The organism is Dokdonia sp. R86516 (assembly GCF_044596715.1).
In the GTDB taxonomy this organism is placed as follows: Bacteria; Bacteroidota; Bacteroidia; order Flavobacteriales; family Flavobacteriaceae; genus Dokdonia.
Genome location: NZ_CP138998.1, coordinates 1088449 through 1106455, shown reverse-complemented (window position 1 = coordinate 1106455; position 18007 = coordinate 1088449). Strand labels below are relative to the sequence as shown.

16 protein-coding genes are annotated in these 18007 nt (G+C 37.3%); 10 read left to right on the top strand and 6 right to left on the bottom strand.

The window, feature by feature from the left end:
- Positions 1-7 precede the first annotated feature (7 nt).
- The gene (locus SJY23_RS05135; protein ID WP_035335061.1) at positions 8-1912 is read right to left on the bottom strand and encodes a sodium:proton antiporter; all 1905 of its coding nucleotides are present in this window, start codon (positions 1910-1912) and stop codon (positions 8-10) included.
- A 218-nt stretch (positions 1913-2130) separates the two neighbouring features.
- On the opposite strand from SJY23_RS05135, the gene SJY23_RS05130 reads away from it, so the two are divergent.
- The 4 genes from SJY23_RS05130 to SJY23_RS05115 all read left to right on the top strand — a co-directional run bounded on the left by SJY23_RS05130 (position 2131) and on the right by SJY23_RS05115 (position 7439).
- Positions 2131-2991: an MBL fold metallo-hydrolase gene (locus SJY23_RS05130; protein WP_396597703.1), complete on the top strand. Its 861-nt coding sequence runs from the start codon at positions 2131-2133 to the stop codon at positions 2989-2991.
- Positions 2992-2995: 4 nt separating this feature from the next.
- Positions 2996-4669, top strand: coding sequence for a S8 family peptidase (locus tag SJY23_RS05125; RefSeq protein WP_396598102.1), 1674 nt, complete (start codon positions 2996-2998; stop codon positions 4667-4669).
- Between the two features lie 72 nt (positions 4670-4741).
- Positions 4742-6589: a M1 family metallopeptidase gene (locus SJY23_RS05120; protein ID WP_396597702.1), complete on the top strand. Its 1848-nt coding sequence runs from the start codon at positions 4742-4744 to the stop codon at positions 6587-6589.
- Between the two features lie 337 nt (positions 6590-6926).
- Positions 6927-7439, top strand: a complete 513-nt coding sequence (locus SJY23_RS05115) for a hypothetical protein (RefSeq protein WP_339846086.1) — start codon at positions 6927-6929, stop codon at positions 7437-7439.
- Between the two features lie 10 nt (positions 7440-7449).
- On the opposite strand, the gene SJY23_RS05110 is transcribed toward SJY23_RS05115, so the two are convergent.
- Complete coding sequence (locus SJY23_RS05110; RefSeq protein WP_396597701.1) at positions 7450-8760, bottom strand: Y-family DNA polymerase; 1311 nt, start codon at positions 8758-8760, stop codon at positions 7450-7452.
- Positions 8757-9116, bottom strand: coding sequence for a S24 family peptidase (locus SJY23_RS05105; RefSeq protein WP_396597700.1), 360 nt, complete (start codon positions 9114-9116; stop codon positions 8757-8759). The genes SJY23_RS05110 and SJY23_RS05105 overlap by 4 nt, the downstream gene beginning before the upstream one ends.
- Before the next feature lie 124 nt (positions 9117-9240).
- On the opposite strand from SJY23_RS05105, the gene rnpA reads away from it, so the two are divergent.
- The 5 genes from rnpA to SJY23_RS05080 all read left to right on the top strand — a co-directional run bounded on the left by rnpA (position 9241) and on the right by SJY23_RS05080 (position 13423).
- Positions 9241-9624: a ribonuclease P protein component gene (gene rnpA, locus SJY23_RS05100; protein WP_396597699.1), complete on the top strand. Its 384-nt coding sequence runs from the start codon at positions 9241-9243 to the stop codon at positions 9622-9624.
- Entirely contained in the window at positions 9596-10420 is an 825-nt protein-coding gene (locus tag SJY23_RS05095) for a DUF4349 domain-containing protein (RefSeq protein ID WP_396597698.1), read from the top strand. The genes rnpA and SJY23_RS05095 overlap by 29 nt, the downstream gene beginning before the upstream one ends.
- A 64-nt stretch (positions 10421-10484) precedes the next feature.
- Positions 10485-12110 (top strand): S41 family peptidase, encoded by a 1626-nt coding sequence (locus tag SJY23_RS05090; RefSeq protein WP_396597697.1) that lies wholly within the window; start codon positions 10485-10487, stop codon positions 12108-12110.
- Positions 12103-12981: an OmpA family protein gene (locus SJY23_RS05085; protein ID WP_396598101.1), complete on the top strand. Its 879-nt coding sequence runs from the start codon at positions 12103-12105 to the stop codon at positions 12979-12981. The genes SJY23_RS05090 and SJY23_RS05085 overlap by 8 nt, the downstream gene beginning before the upstream one ends.
- 10 nt (positions 12982-12991) lie before the next feature.
- Positions 12992-13423: a hypothetical protein gene (locus SJY23_RS05080; RefSeq protein WP_396597696.1), complete on the top strand. Its 432-nt coding sequence runs from the start codon at positions 12992-12994 to the stop codon at positions 13421-13423.
- Positions 13424-13488: 65 nt separating this feature from the next.
- On the opposite strand, the gene SJY23_RS05075 is transcribed toward SJY23_RS05080, so the two are convergent.
- From SJY23_RS05075 to SJY23_RS05065, 3 genes are all read right to left on the bottom strand, one after another.
- The gene (locus tag SJY23_RS05075) at positions 13489-13944 is read right to left on the bottom strand and encodes a GNAT family N-acetyltransferase (RefSeq protein WP_396597695.1); all 456 of its coding nucleotides are present in this window, start codon (positions 13942-13944) and stop codon (positions 13489-13491) included.
- 31 nt (positions 13945-13975) lie between these two features.
- Entirely contained in the window at positions 13976-14407 is a 432-nt protein-coding gene (gene rpiB / locus SJY23_RS05070) for a ribose 5-phosphate isomerase B (RefSeq protein ID WP_035335071.1), read from the bottom strand.
- 905 nt (positions 14408-15312) lie between these two features.
- Positions 15313-15480, bottom strand: a complete 168-nt coding sequence (locus SJY23_RS05065; protein WP_396597694.1) for a hypothetical protein — start codon at positions 15478-15480, stop codon at positions 15313-15315.
- Between the two features lie 305 nt (positions 15481-15785).
- Here SJY23_RS05065 and rnr point away from each other — a divergent pair, with 305 nt between their 5' ends.
- A complete protein-coding gene (rnr, locus tag SJY23_RS05060) occupies positions 15786-17990 on the top strand; it encodes a ribonuclease R (RefSeq protein ID WP_396597693.1) in 2205 nt (734 codons plus the stop codon).
- The last annotated feature ends 17 nt before the right edge of the window (positions 17991-18007 follow it).

Sequence of the window (18007 nt, the reverse complement as noted above, 5' to 3'; positions counted from 1 at the left end):
GTAATTTCTAATCACCTATTGGGACAACAATATCCTCATCATTATTAGATGGTGTCTCGCTAGCTTCGGTTACTTTGGCTAGATCTTCATCAGTAATAGGTTTACCTAAGTAGATTAAGTGGCTTCCCTGAAAAGATTTTACATCTACATCTTGCATAAATGAACTTATGATTTCTAGAGTATTATCCTTCTTCTTAACAAACAGCGGAATCATATTTTTATCATCTGCTACAAGTTTTCCTATAGCCATGTACTCCTCTTTTGAAGATACAGCGACCTCATTGATTGTAGGATACTGTCTCGTAACATCTGTCATATTAAAAAAGTCATCTGTTGCTGAAAATAATCCTTCCTTAGGTAGTTGTGCTATGTTGTCCATCTCTCTCTTGGAGATAAGGCGGTAAGCTCCATTTTCTCCAAACTGCTTTCTAAAACGATTAATCGCATACTTATTTATATCGCTATTTCCTGTTAAAGACATTAGATAACCTATATCACTAAGCTCAACATCAGCTGTAAGATCATCTGCATAGACATTTGCTTCTAGCGCCATGAGCCCAGCTTCTTTTGCTGTGCGTATGTGATTTGTATTACTATCAAGAAGTACTACGTGGCGACCATTTTTTTGGAGATATTTGGCTATCAATCGTGGCATTTCTGATGCTCCTACAATTAATATCCCTTCAGATTTAGTAAGAAACACACCCACCATCTTTGCAAATAGTCGCGCAGTGGTCGCATTAAGTAATACCGTACCTAGTACAATCATAAATACCAGTGGGGTTATGTACTCTGCTCCTGGCTCTCCTTTAATTAATAACTTAGAGCCAAAAAGTGAAGCAATACCTGCTGCTACAATTCCTCGTGGTCCTACCCAAGAAATAAACAGCTTGGCATTGGTCTGTAAATCTGATCCCCAAGTGCTTAAGAATACACCTATAGGTCGTACTACAAATACTACTACTAGAAAAAGTGCTAGTGTCTCCCAGCGATATAATAACTCAAGGTCCACAAGATTCATATTTGCCGAAAGCAAGATGAATAGCACAGAGATAAGTAATACACTTAATGATTCTTTAAAGTATAGTAGTTCCTTAATGTTAGGAAGATTTATATTTCCTAGTACCATTCCCATCACTACCACTGCAAGTAGTCCAGACTCGTGAGCAAACTGGTCTGACATTACAAACACACCAAGTACTGCGGCTAGTGTAAATACATTCATTAAGTAATGTGGTACAAGCTTCTTTTTGATAATAAAAGCCAGCGCATGAGCAAACGTAAACCCAAACGTACTTCCAAAAAGTACAATCTTTCCAAACTCCACTAAGGCCGTCTTAGTAAAAGCTGCCCCTTCTCCTACAGAGATAAATTCATACATTAATACTGCCACAAGTGCTCCTATAGGGTCTATAAGAATCCCTTCCCATTTAAGTACTGTAGAGATATCTCGCTTTACGGGCACGTTTCTTAAAATAGGCGATATCACGGTAGGTCCTGTTACAATGATAAGTCCTGAGAATAATAAAGAGATCTGAAGGCTGAGTCCAAATATCCAGTAGGCGGCAAATCCTGCTCCTAAAAATGTTACAAGGCTGCCTAAAGAGATAAGCTTTGTAATTACTGGACCTACATTCTTAATTTCATCACGTTTAAGTGTAAGTCCGCCCTCAAAGAGTATAATAGATATCGCTAGCGAGACAAAGTAGTATAGACTCTCTCCCGGAAATAATCCTTCTTCTCCATTCCAGATAGGTTCTATCCACTTTGTACCATCTTCAGATATGAGTGTAGATACAGGTCCCACAAAAAGCCCTATGAGTAGTAGTGGTAAAATGGCAGGTAATTTTAAACGCCAAGCAGCCCATTGTGCAATGATCCCTAAAATTATGATTCCGGCTAGTTCTAACATATGAATTCAGTTTTGATGCGATATTAATGTTTTAAAGCTTTTGGCTCTCGTTGTGAAGTTACAATTCTTTGTTAAAAACTAGTGTGTATAAGGGTTTAAAAACTCTCTTTTTGGTATTTTGCAGAGATTTATGCGGTGGTTAACACGCTTTTTTTGAGGTGTATTACGCTTTCGCGAAAGCGTAAAAAAACCATTATCATTCTTATTGACACGTTTTTATGAAAATATACCCTATTGAGGCAGGAAATTTTAAACTGGATGGTGGTGCCATGTTTGGCGTGGTACCTAAGTCTATCTGGAGCCGAACAAACCCTGCAGATGCTAATAATCTTATAGATATCGCCGCAAGATGTATGCTTATAGAGGATGGCAAAAGACTTATCCTCATTGATAACGGGATGGGAGATAAGCAGTCAGAAAAGTTTTTTGGCTATTATCACCAGTGGGGAGACCACTCTATAGATGCATCACTTGCTCAATATGGTTTTCACCGTGATGACATTACAGATGTATTTATGACGCACCTACATTTTGATCACGTAGGTGGAGCCATCCAGTGGAATAAAGACCACACAGGTTATGAACCTGCATTTAAAAATGCAAAATTCTGGACCAATGAAAATCACTGGCAATGGGCTGTGGAGCCTAACAATAGAGAGAAAGCTAGTTTTTTAAAGGAAAACCTCATCCCTATGCAAGAAAGTGGCCAGCTTCACTTTATAGAACGAGGAGAACAATCTTTTCAAAAAAACAGCGAGCTCAACTTTGGTATTCTCTTTGCAGATGGTCATACAGAAAAACAAATGCTTCCACATATTGAGTATCAAGGTAAGACCATTGTTTTTATGGCAGACCTACTTCCTACGCTAGGGCATTTACCTATTCCTTATGTGACAGGTTATGATACAAGACCGCTTCTTTCTATTACAGAGAAAGAACAATTCTTAAATATCGCTGCAGATAATAATTACTATCTCTGGCTAGAGCACGATGCTCACAATGAAATTATTACCGTACAGCATACCGAGAAAGGCGTGCGTGCAAATGAAATTTATACCTTTAAAGACTTATTTAACTAATATGATGAATTTACAACACACAAAATCTCTTGTGATTGCAGCAATGGCTGCCACTTTTTTAGCCTCTTGTGAGACTCCATCTGCACTGGTAACTGTACCCGTAGAAAATGTAGATAGCAATCCTCTCAAAGTTTCTGCGCTTACAGAAAGTGAGAAACAAGCATGGAGCTCAAGAGATCTTAGAACTGATACCATCCCAGGCATGAGCGTAGATCGTACGTATGCAGAAATTCTTCCTGGTAAGTCTGGACAGCAAGTAATTGTTGCTGTAATAGATTCTGGTATTGATATTAACCATGAAGATCTTAAAGGTCGTATCTGGACGAACCCTAAAGAGATTGCTGGTAACGGTAAGGATGACGATAACAATGGATATATAGATGACATACATGGCTGGAATTTTCTAGGCGATGTAGGTGCAGAGCAACTTGAATTTGTACGTATCATCAAACGTTTTGAAAGTGAATTTGCTGGTAAAACACTAGCAACTATTCCTGCTTCTCAAAAAGATATCTTCTTACAATATCAAAAAGCAAAAGCTGAGTATGACGAGAAAGTTGCAGGTGCACAGCGCCAAAAAACACAATACGAGCAAATCGCTAGCCAGCTTAAATCTTCTCATCCTGCGATAGTAAAAGCATTAGGAAAAGAAGATTACACGCAAGCAGATCTTGCAAGTATTAAAAACCCTTCTGCCGAGATGCAGAACCACCTTGGGTTTATTACTCAAATGTTTCAGTACACAGATAACATTCCTGACTTTATGAAAAACATAGATGAAGGTGTTGAGTACTTTACAGGACAGCTAGAAGCAAACTATAATAAAACAGCCGATTTTAGAAAAGTGCTAGGTGATGATCCTTACGACATTACAGACACAAAATACGGTAATAACAACGTGTATGGACCTGAGCCAGACCGTGCAAAGCACGGTACGCACGTAGCAGGAATCATTGCTGCAACACGTAACAACGGTAAAGGAATGAATGGTGTTGCAAATAGCAACATTAAGATCATGGCAGTACGCGCAGTGCCAGACGGAGATGAGTATGATAAAGATATCGCACTTGCTATACGCTACGCAGTAGATAATGGTGCAAAGGTGATTAATACCTCTTTTGGAAAGTATTATGCACAAAACCCGGAGTGGGTTTATGATGCAATAAAGTATGCTGCCAAAAATGATGTGCTTATCGTAAATGCTGCAGGTAATGAAGGGCTTTCTCTTGATGACCCAGCAAACCGCGTGTATCCTAATGATCAGTTAGATAACGTAACAGAAATGGCAGATACTTTCTTAACGATAGGCGCACTAGCACCTAAATATGGAAGCCAGTTGCTTGCAAACTTCTCAAACTATGGGAAATCTAATGTAGATATATTTGCTCCTGGAGTAGATATTTACTCTACTACACCAGAAGATACGTATGAGTATCTGGGCGGTACGTCTATGGCTGCGCCTAACACAGCTGGGGTTGCTGCAATGTTACGTAGCTACTACCCTAAACTTTCTGCAAACGAGGTTAAAAATATTATCATGAAGAGTGGTCTTACTACTAATACTTCGGTAATTCTAGGTGGAGATACAGAGAAGCAAGCACGCTTCAATGAAGTATCAAAATCTGGCGAAATGGTAAATATGTACAACGCTTTTAAACTAGCAGAACTACAAAAATAATTTTAGTAATTTCTCAAAATCCCAAATTCCTCAATAACGGAGTTTGGGATTTTAACTTTAAATCAATCTATAATGAAAAACGCTTACAAATTACTGGTGATGGTATCGTTGTTCGCTTTCGCGAAAGCGTATGCACAAAACAACACCTCTTACTGGCAACAGCACGTCGATTACGAAATGGAAATCGACATGAATGTAAAAAACTATCAATATGACGGTACACAAAAGCTTGAGTATACAAACAACTCTCCAGAGACGCTAGACCGTGTATTTTATCACCTATACTTTAACGCATTCCAACCTGGAAGTGAGATGGATGTGCGCTCACGCAACATTGCAGATCCAGATGGTCGTGTCAAAGACCGTATCAGTAAGCTAGCTCCAGATGAGATTGGGTTTATTAAAGTAAATAGCCTTACTCAAGATGGTAAGAAATTAACTTACGAAGTAGCAGGAACGGTACTTGAAGTACAACTTGCAACTCCTATTGCACCCGGAGCAAAGACTACTTTTGAAATGGATTTCAAAGGTCAAGTACCTGTACAGATACGCCGTAGTGGTCGTAACAACAAGGAAGGTGTTGCACTATCTATGACACAGTGGTACCCAAAAATGGCCGAATATGATTTTGAAGGATGGCACGCAGATCCTTATATCGCCCGTGAGTTTCATGGAGTTTGGGGAGATTTTGATGTAAAAATCAATATTGATGAAAACTACACAGTAGGTGGTACAGGATATTTACAAGATCCAGAAGATATGGGTCATGGGTATGCAGGAACTTCTATGAAGCCAGGTAAAAATGCAAAGCGTGGTAAATTACAATGGCACTTTAAAGCACCTAACGTACATGACTTTACATGGGCTGCAGATCCTGATTATGTGCACGACATGATCATGGGAGAAAATGATACAGAGCTTCACTTTTTCTATAAAAACAAAGAGTCTATCAAAGCAAACTGGAAGAAACTACAGCCTATGACGGCCGACTTACTTGCCTTTTACAACAAGCACGTAGGTACATATCCATACAAGCAGTACTCTGTGATACAAGGTGGTGATGGTGGTATGGAGTATGCGATGAGCACACTTATTACTGGTGAGCGCAAGTTTGGAAGCCTTTTTGGTGTGACTGCACACGAGATGGCACACACTTGGTTCCAGTTCTTACTAGCAAGTAACGAAGCAAAGCACGAGTGGATGGATGAAGGATTTACGTCATATATCTCTTCTCTTGCCGAAAATGAACTTACAGGAGGTGATAATCCTAATCCGCTTTCTGGGTCGTACAGAGGCTACTATTACCTTGTTAAAAGCGGTAAAGAGCAACCACAAACAACGCACGCAGATCGTTATAACGAGAATATGCCATACAGCATCGCTGCATATAGCAAAGGAGCAGTATTTCTTGCACAGTTAGGATACGTTATTGGTGAAGACAATCTTAAGAAAACGCTTAAAAAGTATTTTGATGATTTTGCTTTCAAGCACCCTACACCTAACGACATTAAACGTACTGCAGAAAAAGTTTCTGGAATGGAACTAGACTGGTACTTAATGGACTGGGCACAGACTACAAACACTATTGATTATGGTATCACAAGTGTAGAAGCAGATGGTAATAAAACAAAGGTTACGCTTACGCGAAAAGGACTTATGCCTATGCCTATAGACCTTTATGTTGATATGGCAGATGGTTCTCAAAAATCATACTACATGCCTTTACGTATGATGCGTGCCGAAAAGCCAAACCCAACACCGAACATTGCCCGTGAGCAACTAGCAGACTGGCCTTGGACAAACCCTACCTATACATTCACCATTGATGCACCACTAAGTGAGGTAAAAATGATGAAAATTGATCCTACATCAATGATGGCAGATATTGATCAAACAGATAACCTTTGGGAGAAAGAGTAAGGAATCTCTTTTAAATATATAATACTATAAACCAACCCATTACGGGTTGGTTTTTTTATTCCCCTATCACCAGTAAATTATCCTATTGCTTTGTATGTCCCGGGCTGCGGTCTTCTTAAGAAAATCAATATTATGTAACGAATGACTTTATCGCGTTAATATCAAAGTAATAATCACAAGTCCGATTAACACCAAGAAGGCAGTGATTATAGAAGATATTATCTGAAGAACTAACTAGAATAAAAAATAAAATATTGACGCACAGCATTTCACAAAAAATATCTAAGTTTACTGGAAACAAAAATTAGCAACAAAGCTGATTTAAAAATTTTTATTTATGAAATTAAATTTTTTGGCACTCTTATTTGTTACAACCATTTTTATGAGTTGTGATAGTGATGATGACAACACTAACTTTACAGCATCTGCCGAAAGTTTTGTAGGTGTTTATAACACAACCTCTTTAACTAGTGAAGGAGAAGATTCCTTCACCTCAAATGGAGAGCCAATGACAGCTTCATTTAGTGAGGTAGGAAGCGACTTTGATCTAGTATGGACTTTTACTGCAAATAATACATATAGCATTATTGGATCATACACTTCTACATATACAGAAACAGAAAATGGAGTAACTGAAACAGATGTCGATGTAGAAAGTGTTAATCAAACCGGTAACTATGTTTTAGATCTAGCAAATGACGAGCTTATTATAATAAGCGAGGAAGAACCTGCTTCATTTGATATTATCTCTTTTACAGAAAATAATTTAGAATTTGGATTTACCGAAAGTGGAACTGAAGGCAACTTCAGCTTTACTTCTAATTTTAACATTCGCTTAGAAAGACAATAATATCTTTATACTATACTTTTTTAAACCCAGCTCTGCGAGCTGGGTTTTTTATTCCTCCAATCTCCAGTAAACTATCCCACTGCGTGGTATATCTAGGGCTACGCTCTTCTTTTATGAGTTCCCATTCCTTGTTACTTTTTGTGGTTCCAGATAATCCTGCGGACACTGTAGACTTCCCATAACGGTTATTAATCGCATCAAAGGCTTTTATGAGCCGTTTATCTCCTGTTGCTTCGGGCGTAAATAGATTACCTTGTACTTGCTCCTCTGGGATGAGACCTAGGAGGTCTACTCCTACTTTTTTATACTTAAAACCTGGCTTATAGATTCGCTTCAATGCCTTTTTTGCTTCTACTATGAGTATGAATGTATCATTTGTGGGTACAGATAAAGTGACAATGGTCTTATCTGCATGTTGCACGTCATTTGTGCTGTGGTAGTTTGTAGTAAGATATATGCGCAGCTGTGTACAACAACATTTCTGGAACCGTAGCACCTCACTTACTTCGCTTATATAGTAGGCACAAGCCTCCTCAATTTGAGGCAGATTATCCAGTTTTTTGCCAAAGGACTTTGCGGTACCTATTGCTTTCTTCTTTCGCGGAAGCGTATCAAAAGGAATACATGATTCTCCATTGAGTTCGCGCCAGAGCCGCTCCCCTATTACCGTCATCTCCTTGCGTACCCACGCTAGCGGCAATTGTGTAAAATCATAAGCTGTGAAAACACCCACATTTGCCAGGCGTTCTACATGCTTTTTACCAAGTCCCCAGACATCTTTTGTTTCGGCCCATTTGAGACATTCTATACGGCGTTCTTCGGTGTCCATGACAAAGACATAATTAAAGCGTGCTATCTTCTTTGAGATTCTATTGGCAAGTTTTGCAAGGACTTTAGTGGGTGCAATTCCTACGCCTACAGGAACTCCTGTGCGTCGCACAACGGTATCTTTTATTTTATGTCCATATGTTTCGAGGTTTACGTGGGTAATACCAGATAGGTCTACAAATGACTCGTCTATACTATAAACCTCAACGGCTGGTGAGAAGTCTCTGAGGACGTTCATCACACGATCAGACATATCGCCATACAGCGTATAATTAGATGAAAATAGAGTTACATCATTTTGAGCCAGCAACCCTTTTATCTTAAATAGCGGATCGCGATAAGGAATATGCGTGAGCGCTTTTGCTTCTTTATTTTTGGCGATAATACAACCATCATTATTGCTGAGTACCGCCACTGGTCTTCCTCGCAAATCTGGACGAAATACTTGCTCGCACGAGGCGTAGAAGCTATTACAATCTACCATTGCAATCATACCGCTTTGTGAATTATGTAGCTTATCATTCCCCAGAGTTCCACCGTTTTATTGGTGTCTATCCTCTGTACATCAAAACCATCTGAGGTCACTACTAATGCAAGTTTGCCCTGACTAGGATGCAAAGCTCTGTCTATAATTAGAACATCTTGATCTAGAATATTGTACTCCTTCCATGTATCCCCTTTTACGCGTACAAAGAAAGTTGCATCTCGAGAAGAACTGAGCTCTTTATTGAGGTCAATCATAGGCTCGCGATAGTGCGTTGCAGGACTAGGAAAACCCGTTTGCACAGACCGATTACCTGCATAATCTTCTTTGGCTCTTTTTACTTTATGAGGTTGTAGTTCGTTCACACTACAAATTTATGGATATATTCCTATTAAACGTATTTTATCCATAATTTTATGTGCTTTTTTGCTTTCGCGAAAGCGTAATACTACCACACAACCTATTTCAATTCTACTATCTTTGCTCGCAATGCCACACACATACCCAAAAGCCGAAAAATTAAAGTCTAAAAAACTGATAGACACCCTTTTTATTGAGGGAAAGTCTGTAAAGTCTTTTCCGCTTAGGATGGTTTATATAGAGACCCCACTATCAACTGATGCTTATATAGTACAAGCTGGAGTCTCTGTATCCAAGCGTAATTTTAAGCTGGCCGTTTCTCGCAATCGCATAAAACGTTTAATGCGAGAATCATATCGTTTACATAAAGACCTAATAGATACAAAAGGCACGACATTTGCGATGCTTATTTTATATACAGGCCAAGAGGAAGTCCCGCAAGCAGTTCTTCATAAAGCAATGGTCAAACTTATAAAACGTTTTAATGATGCGACAGCTCCTACTACTTCTTAGTTTTTTACTCATTCTTTCATGTGAGAATGCTAATAACGGTACTTCTAGCACTAGCGAACCAGGACTAGCATACGAGTCTTTTGACGATATGGAGATTGATGAAATAGTACTTGAAGAAACTGCTCCAGATACTCAAGCCACTGCACAAAAAATTATCAAAACAGGAAATCTACGTTTTGAAACTCAAGATATGGCGGCAACGCACGCACATATTCTTACAGTTATAAAAAAGACTGAAGGATATATACAGAATGATAATTCTGGTAAAGAAAGCTATGGTGGCGTTTTTCAAAATCTTACTGTACGCGTTCCTACTCGTAATTTCCAGATAGCACTTGATGAGATTTCAAAAGGTGTAGCATATTTTGATGAGAAAACCATCTCTCAAAAAGACGTTACAGAAGAATTTGTAGACCTCAACGCCCGCCTAAAAGCAAAGCGAGCGCTAGAAGATCGTTACATCAACTTACTTTCTAAGGCAAAAAATGTCAAAGAAATGCTAGAGATAGAACGCGAACTCGCAGAGATACGAGAAGAAATAGAAGCAAAGCAGGGAAGACTTAAATATCTACAAAGCCAGGTCTCACTAAGCACTCTACATATACATTTTTATAAGAACGAGGTGGCAACTAAGGTCACAAACTCCTATGGCTCAAAAATGATTAATGCCCTTAAAAGTGGCTGGAACGGTGTTTCGGTATTCTTTTTAGGTTTGTTGCATCTTTGGCCATTTCTTATCTTGTTAAGTGTAAGCACGTTTTTTGTGCGTCGCTGGATAAAAAAGAAAGATAAATAATATACGTACGCTTTCGCGAAAGCGTTATACTCACAACTACGGTCTACTACAGATATAAAAGATTATGAAAAAGAAAATATTCATCCCCATCATTGCGGTTGCGATTGGTATAGGAACGGTAAGTTTTAAAAGTGACTTTTTTGAAATTGCAAAGCAAATCGAAATTTTTACAGAGCTTTTTAAGGAGCTTAACATGAATTATGTAGATGAGACTAACCCTGCAGAATTGATGGATAGCGCAATAGAAGGGATGCTTGCAGATCTTGATCCTTATACTAAATACTGGACTGAGCAAGAGGTTGAGGACGCAAAAATTAATCGCTCTGGAGATTACTCTGGTATAGGAGCAACGGTAAGAAACGTAGCTAATAAAATGACCATAATTGAACCTCGTAAAGGATATCCAGCAGATAAAGCAGGATTAAAAGCGGGTGACAATATCCTTAAAATAGGAGATATCACCGTTGCAGATATGGACGGAGATGCAGGAGATTTATTAAAAGGAGCGCCTAACAGTGAGGTCGTTATCACTTATGAACGTCAAGGAAAAACGAATACCACTACGATAAAACGCTCTTCTGTTGAGATTGATGCGGTTCCGTTTTCAAAATTAATTGATGGAGATACTGGGTACATCGTACTTACTACTTTTAGTAAAAAAGCATCAAGCCAAGTGAAGGATGCACTCGTAAGTTTAAAGACGGATGGGGCAAAAAAAATCATTCTAGATTTACGTGGTAATGGTGGTGGATTACTAAGTGAAGCTATCAATATCTGCAATCTATTTTTACCTAAAGGATCTCTTATTACTACGACAAAGTCTGTTGTAAAAAAGTATAATAAAACCTATGTAACCCAGCAAGAACCGGTGGATATTGAAATACCACTCGTAGTGCTCGTAAACGGTAGATCTGCATCTGCATCTGAGATTGTATCTGGTGGTTTACAAGATTATGATAGGGCAGTGGTAGTGGGAGCAAGAACCTTTGGGAAAGGTCTTGTACAGCGTCCTAAGCCTCTTACTTATGGGACTTCTGTAAAGATTACGATATCGCGATATTACACGCCTTCTGGACGTTGTATCCAAGCGTTAGATTACTGGAATCGTGATAATGATGGTAATGCCGTGCGTACGAATTCTGAAGATTATAACGAGTTTAAAACTAAGAACGGCCGTAAGGTTTTTGATGGTGGTGGTGTACTACCAGACATTCAAGTATCATCTGCAAAGCTGAGTCCCGTGACTACTGCGCTACTTAAGGATAATGCTATTTTTGAATACGCTACAGATTATTATTATAAGCATCAGTACAGCGATATGAGCGAATTCTCATGGTCTCAAGCAGATTTTAATGACTTTAAAAACTTCTTGACACGTACAGGTTTCAACTATGAGACTGAGACTGAAAAAGCATTTGCAAAAGCGCTTCTTCAAGCAGAAAAGGATGATCTTAAAAAAGAAGTACAGACTGCATACTCACAACTAGACAATGCTATTGCACAAGCTAAGGAGAAAGCGATAGATGAACGTCAAGAGGAGATTCAAAATTTACTGATTGATGAGATTGTAAAACGATACTTCTATCGTGATGGTCTGTATGAATACCAGCTTATTAACAATACAGAAATTAAAGAAGCGATTACTGTGCTCAATGATAGTAAACGCTATAGTAAGATTTTAAATTATTAAGTTCCTTGCGTTACATATTGTATGTTACCTCTGTGTACTTTCTGCAAGTGCGCAAGTAGATCGCACTCATGAAACCTTTTTTGACACCGATAAATCGGCGCTTATTAAAACGGAGTTAGCGTCTTTAAATCGCTTTATCGTATCGCTGCCTAAGGATAAAATAGAAGATATATCAATCTACGGTTATTGTGATGATCGTGGCACAGATGCCTATAACAAACGTCTCTCGCAAGATCGCGCAAATACCATTAAGGACATTTTTATGTTGCAAGGTATTGCAGACACGATTATCAAAAATTCTGATGGAAAGGGAGAGCTTTTACTCACCAGGTTAGATGATGCGGGGAGCGAGATACAACGTAAACTTAATCGTAAAGTAGAGATTATTGTTTCTCTAAAACAAGCCCGCAAGACTACTCCAGAAGAAGTAGAAGTGGCTGAAGAAGTCACGACCAAAGTAGATCGCTATAAAAACTACGAGGAAGACACGATAGCCAAAGGAGATCGTATTTTGCTTAAAAACATCCTGTTTAAAACCAACTATAGCTACATACACGGGAAGTCATACAATGATTTAAAAAAACTAGCCAAATACTTAAAAGGACATCCAGAAATCATATTTAAGATTCAAGGTCATGTGTGTTGTGTAGATCATGGTCGCGATGGTATCAATCTTAAAACAGGCAAGCGCAATCTCTCTGAAGCAAGAGCAAAGTTCATTTATGATTATCTAGCAGATCAAGGAGTTGCAAAAAAACGCATGCGTTATCAAGGTTTTGGAAGCAGATTTCCACTAGGTGGTGATCCCTCTGAGGATAAGCGCGTGGAAATTTATGTGACTTATATCAAGAAGGTGAAGGCTAAGAAATAATAAAATTGACGTGAGAATACTACTGCTTTTATTACTACTCTGGAACTTTACACTTGTAATAGCACAAAGTGAAAATTCTTCTTTTCGGCAAATAACTGGGGTACTCGTTGATGAAAATAAAAGACCATTTCCTGGACAAAACGTAATTATATTAGGTACGACCATAGGAACTCAAACAGATCTTGAAGGAAAATTTTGCCTTACCATACCTACTAATTTTGACGTTTTTATTTCTTTACCATTTTGCTTTGATCAAATTACTCGTCGTATATCTACATATGATTCTTATTTGTTCTTAAAAATTGGCAAAGGAAAAAGAAAGTCAAGAAAAGCAATAAATCAGTGGAATTTGATGAGTGCTAAAGAAAAAAATAAATTGACATCATTTTTTAATAGTAATGTTTACATCACTGCCCAAAAATCATATTGTCAGTCAAACTAGTATAAATACGCTTTCGCGAAAGCGTAACTCAACCATATAATTATCTCAATAAGTATATGTTGTTTTTATGTTCTGATCATCACAATGTGAGGAATCCCATCTTCTAGATATTCTGCTCCTTGTTCTTTAAAACCTAGGTTGTTGTAAAAGCTTTTTAAATACTTCTGCGCAGATATTTTTATAATGCGCTCATCATAGTATTTCTGTACGGCTTCTATAGATGCGTTCATAAGATCATAACCGTACTTGAAGTTTCGCTGGTTTTCTTTTACAAGTACGCGACCTATACTTGCCTCATCAAAATATGCACCTGGTTTGAAAATACGCGTGTAAGCAATGAGTTCATCACCTTTATAACCCAGAACGTGTACTGCCTTGTCATCCTTACCATCTATATCTTGGTAAACACAGTCTTGCTCAACTACAAAAACCTCAGATCTGAGCTGTAATATTGCGTATAGCTCGTCTCTACTTATAAACTCGTACTTCTTTATAATAAAACTAATGCCAGCTTCTTCCATATCTATATCGCGCAGCGAATTTTTTTTTGAGTTATTTACAAGCAATCTTATCTACGCGTCTTTGGTGGCGTCCGCCTTCAAAATCTGTTGCGAGAAACGCTTTAACCATGTCTAGTGCTTGATTTTCTGAGGTGTATCTAGCAGGAATCGCTATTACATTTGCATTGTTATGCTCGCGTGCAAGCACAGCAATTTCTTTAATCCAGCAGAGTGCTGCTCTTACACCTTGATGTTTATTAACAGTCATGGCAATACCGTTACCACTTCCACAAATTACAATCCCAAAATCTGCCTCACCCTTCTCTACATCGCTAGCGACTGGGTGTCCAAAGTCTGGATAGTCTACACTTCCATCATCGTTTGTACCGTAGTTATTAACGGTATGTCCAGCTTCTTTTAAAAATTTTACAATAAGATTCTTATAACTGGTTCCTGCGTGATCGTTACCTATAGAGATTTTCATAGTACGTTTGTTTTACACATCAAAGTTAAGGAATAGCATTCTCGTTTTATAAATAAGTGGTAACGTGATATCCTTCTTATATGAACAATAAGGTAAATGATAGCTCTTAACTACATTATGGTATAAAGCACGACAATTGTTAATAACGTTAAGTGATTGAAATAATGACACTTAACTTAATATTAATTGTGTTTATTATCCTAATTAGCTATAAAATGTTCCAATTCTAGTCCATTGTTAATAACCCTTGAATAGCTGTTAATAGCGTTTGTCAATAACTTTTGACGGTAAATGATAAGTCTACTTGCAGATTAAGATTAAAAAAACAATACTAGACTTAAGGTACACGAACCAAATTTTTCTTTGCTTAATAGTGATCAATTTTATGAGCATAAAAAGAGTCGATTTTTAATAAGTTAATAACTCGACTTATGAGCAATTTGTAATAATCCATGGTTATCAACATTTGTTAACAGCGCTTCATAAATCTCATGTTTTCAGCGGAAAAAGAATCTAATAAGTGCATGATAAGCTGTGAACAAGTATCAAAAAGTGATATTTACAATATTCTCTCTTAAAAGTTATACCGCTATTCACAGTATATAATAAGCATCATTATTTTTTAAAATTTTAAAAGAAAACAAATGATATATATATATATGTGAATAACATCAAAAATTTAAAAAATTGAATTCTGTAAAATGAAACCTTTCTTTAGTCAATTGAATGAAAAAAGAGATTGACTACTTTATATTATTCTGAAGTGATTTGTTTTTTAAATCGATTACCTGACTTTCGGTATACTTAAAAAGGAAAATGCTAGGAAGATGAAGGAAAGAGTATATGCTTCAATTTCTTATAAAAAAGGAAGGGTCACTCAAAAAAAGAAAAGTTTTAATAGAAAACTACGAGTTGTAAGAAACAACTTTGGATGTAGAAGGTGTTGCTGTCTGACGACCATTTGATTCCTCTTCAAAAGTTGCATTAATATATATCACAGCGACTACAATCCCTATCAAGAAAATAGCGAGTAGTAAAATCGTGTTTTTATGTATTAATTTAGAAGAGTTCATAGATGTCATCTACTTAAAGACGCAATAAAATTTAAAACGTTACAGCAAAATTAAGATTTAATTAAGATAATCCTAATTTTTTGTTAAAATTAGAGTGTTAAACTTTAGAACTGATTGCGTTAAGATGGTAAGACTATCTAAAAACGGTATAAGAGTTGCTTTACATATTATATCTTTAAAGTACGCTTTCGCGAAAGCGTAAAAAACCAATTTAAAGTATACAAAACGTTACTAAACCTTAAATTTTTAACATAAAAGCTATAGTTGAGCTTTTTAAGGCTAATTTTGTGACAGAAATAAAATAGATGAATAAGAAGAAGAGAAGGAGAGGACCGGGAAAAATATCAAACCTCTCAGAAAGAATCGTAAGAATATTAAAAGACGATCACCAAAAGACCTACAATTACAAACAAATAGCGGCAAAACTTGATGTAGACGATCCATCGAGCCGTAATCAAATTATCAAAAACTTACAGCAACTTAAGGCCAAAGAACAAATCGTAGAAGAGGGACGTGGCCAGTTTAAGATTGCAGCAAATAAAAATTACCACACTGGGATACTCGATGTTTCTGGTAAAGGTGGTGGTTATGTGATGGTAGATGATCTAGAACAAGATATCTATGTACCACCACATCACTTAAACAAAGCACTTAATGGTGACGAGGTTGAGGTTTACATATATCGCCAGCGACGCAGCAAGAAGCACGAAGGTGAGATTACAAAAATCCTAAAGCGCAAGACAGAAGAATTTGTTGGTGTTGTAAAACTTCAAAAAAAGTTTGCCTTTGTACTTACCTCTGAGTCTAACAAAATGTATACAGACATCTTTGTACCACTTAAAAAAATAGGTGATGCAGAAGATGGTGATAAAGTAGTAGTTACCATAGAAGACTGGCCAGAAAAAGCAGACTCTCCTTATGGTAAAATCACAAAAGTACTAGGTAAACCAGGTGAGCATAACACAGAGATACATTCTATCCTTGCTCAATATGGTCTTCCATATGAATTTCCAGTAGAGGTAGAAGAGTATGCAAATAAGATAGATACCTCTATTAAAGCTGAGGAAATTGCAAAACGTCGCGACATGCGTGATGTACTCACTTATACCATAGATCCTAAGGATGCAAAAGATTTTGATGATGCATTAAGTTTTCAAAAACTTGAGAATGGTAATTATGAAATAGGAATTCACATTGCAGATGTAAGTCATTATCTCGTACCAGGAACGATACTAGATGATGAAGCTTATGAGCGTGCAACATCTGTATATCTAGTAGATAGGGTAGTACCTATGTTACCAGAAATATTAAGTAATGGTGCTTGTTCCTTAAGACCTCATGAAGAGAAGTATACCTTCTCTGCAGTGTTTGAAATGAAAGCAGACTCTGGAAAAATAGTAGATTCTTGGTATGGACGTACTGTAACTTATAGTGATGCCCGATTTGCATATGAAGAAGCGCAAGCAATTATAGAAAGCAGATCAAACCTCATCCCAGCCGAAGTTTCTCTTACTGGAGAAGCTTATAAAGTATCTGATGAGCTTGTAGAAGCAACATTAGAAATGGATAGAATTGCTAAGATTATGCGTCGCCAGCGTATGAAGGATGGAGCTATTTCTTTTGATAAAGTAGAAGTAAAATTCAAGCTTGACGATGAGATGAATCCAGAAGGCGTTTATTTTAAAACCTCTAAGGATGCAAATAAACTCATAGAAGAGTTTATGTTGCTGGCAAATAGAAAAGTGTCTGAGTTCATTGGTAAACAAACACCTAAAAAGACATTTGTATACAGAATACACGATGAGCCTAATGATGAAAAACTAGCATCTCTTGAAAAAGTGATAGGCAAGTTTGGTTATAAATTAGACTTAAAAGATCGCAAGACTACCACCTCTTCTTTAAACCAACTTCTTACAGATGTACAAGGGAAGAAAGAGCAAAATATGGTAGATACGCTAGCTATACGCACCATGAGTAAAGCAGTATATTCTACAGAAAATATAGGTCATTACGGTCTTGCTTTTGATTATTATAGTCACTTTACTTCGCCTATACGTCGCTATCCTGATGTAATGGTACACCGTTTACTACAACATTATCTAGATGGTGGTAAATCAGTAAGTGAAGAAGAGTATGAGCAAAAATGTAAGCACTCTTCACAAATGGAGCAGCTAGCTACAAGTTCAGAACGAGACAGCATAAAGTATATGCAAGTTAAGTTTATGCAAGATCATCAAGATGAAGAGTTTGTAGGTGTTATTTCTGGAGTTACAGAATGGGGAATCTATGTAGAGATTATCTCAAACAAGTGTGAAGGAATGGTGCGCTTAAGAGATATTAAAGGTGATCACTATGAATTTGATCAAGATAGCTACTCTGTAATAGGGCAGAAGTCTGGTAATCAGATTACCCTAGGAGATGAAGTTATTGTAAAAGTAAAAGAAGCAGATCTAGTGAAGAAGCATCTAGATTTTACACTTGTAGGTGTAAAGGAAGGGTTGCATCAGTAGGTAACTTATTACTTAAA

Bases quoted from the DNA above. Each gene is read 5' to 3' on its own strand.
- SJY23_RS05135 (WP_035335061.1), bottom strand. From the start codon at position 1,912: ATGTTAGAACTAGCCGGAATCATAATTTTAGGGATCATTGCACAATGG.
- SJY23_RS05130 (WP_396597703.1), top strand. From the start codon at position 2,131: ATGAAAATATACCCTATTGAGGCAGGAAATTTTAAACTGGATGGTGGT.
- SJY23_RS05125 (WP_396598102.1), top strand. From the start codon at position 2,996: ATGAATTTACAACACACAAAATCTCTTGTGATTGCAGCAATGGCTGCC.
- SJY23_RS05120 (WP_396597702.1), top strand. From the start codon at position 4,742: ATGAAAAACGCTTACAAATTACTGGTGATGGTATCGTTGTTCGCTTTC.
- SJY23_RS05115 (WP_339846086.1), top strand. From the start codon at position 6,927: ATGAAATTAAATTTTTTGGCACTCTTATTTGTTACAACCATTTTTATG.
- SJY23_RS05110 (WP_396597701.1), bottom strand. From the start codon at position 8,760: ATGATTGCAATGGTAGATTGTAATAGCTTCTACGCCTCGTGCGAGCAA.
- rnpA (WP_396597699.1), top strand. From the start codon at position 9,241: ATGCCACACACATACCCAAAAGCCGAAAAATTAAAGTCTAAAAAACTG.
- SJY23_RS05095 (WP_396597698.1), top strand. From the start codon at position 9,596: ATGATGCGACAGCTCCTACTACTTCTTAGTTTTTTACTCATTCTTTCA.
- SJY23_RS05090 (WP_396597697.1), top strand. From the start codon at position 10,485: ATGAAAAAGAAAATATTCATCCCCATCATTGCGGTTGCGATTGGTATA.
- SJY23_RS05075 (WP_396597695.1), bottom strand. From the start codon at position 13,944: ATGGAAGAAGCTGGCATTAGTTTTATTATAAAGAAGTACGAGTTTATA.
- rpiB (WP_035335071.1), bottom strand. From the start codon at position 14,407: ATGAAAATCTCTATAGGTAACGATCACGCAGGAACCAGTTATAAGAAT.
- SJY23_RS05065 (WP_396597694.1), bottom strand. From the start codon at position 15,480: ATGAACTCTTCTAAATTAATACATAAAAACACGATTTTACTACTCGCT.
- rnr (WP_396597693.1), top strand. From the start codon at position 15,786: ATGAATAAGAAGAAGAGAAGGAGAGGACCGGGAAAAATATCAAACCTC.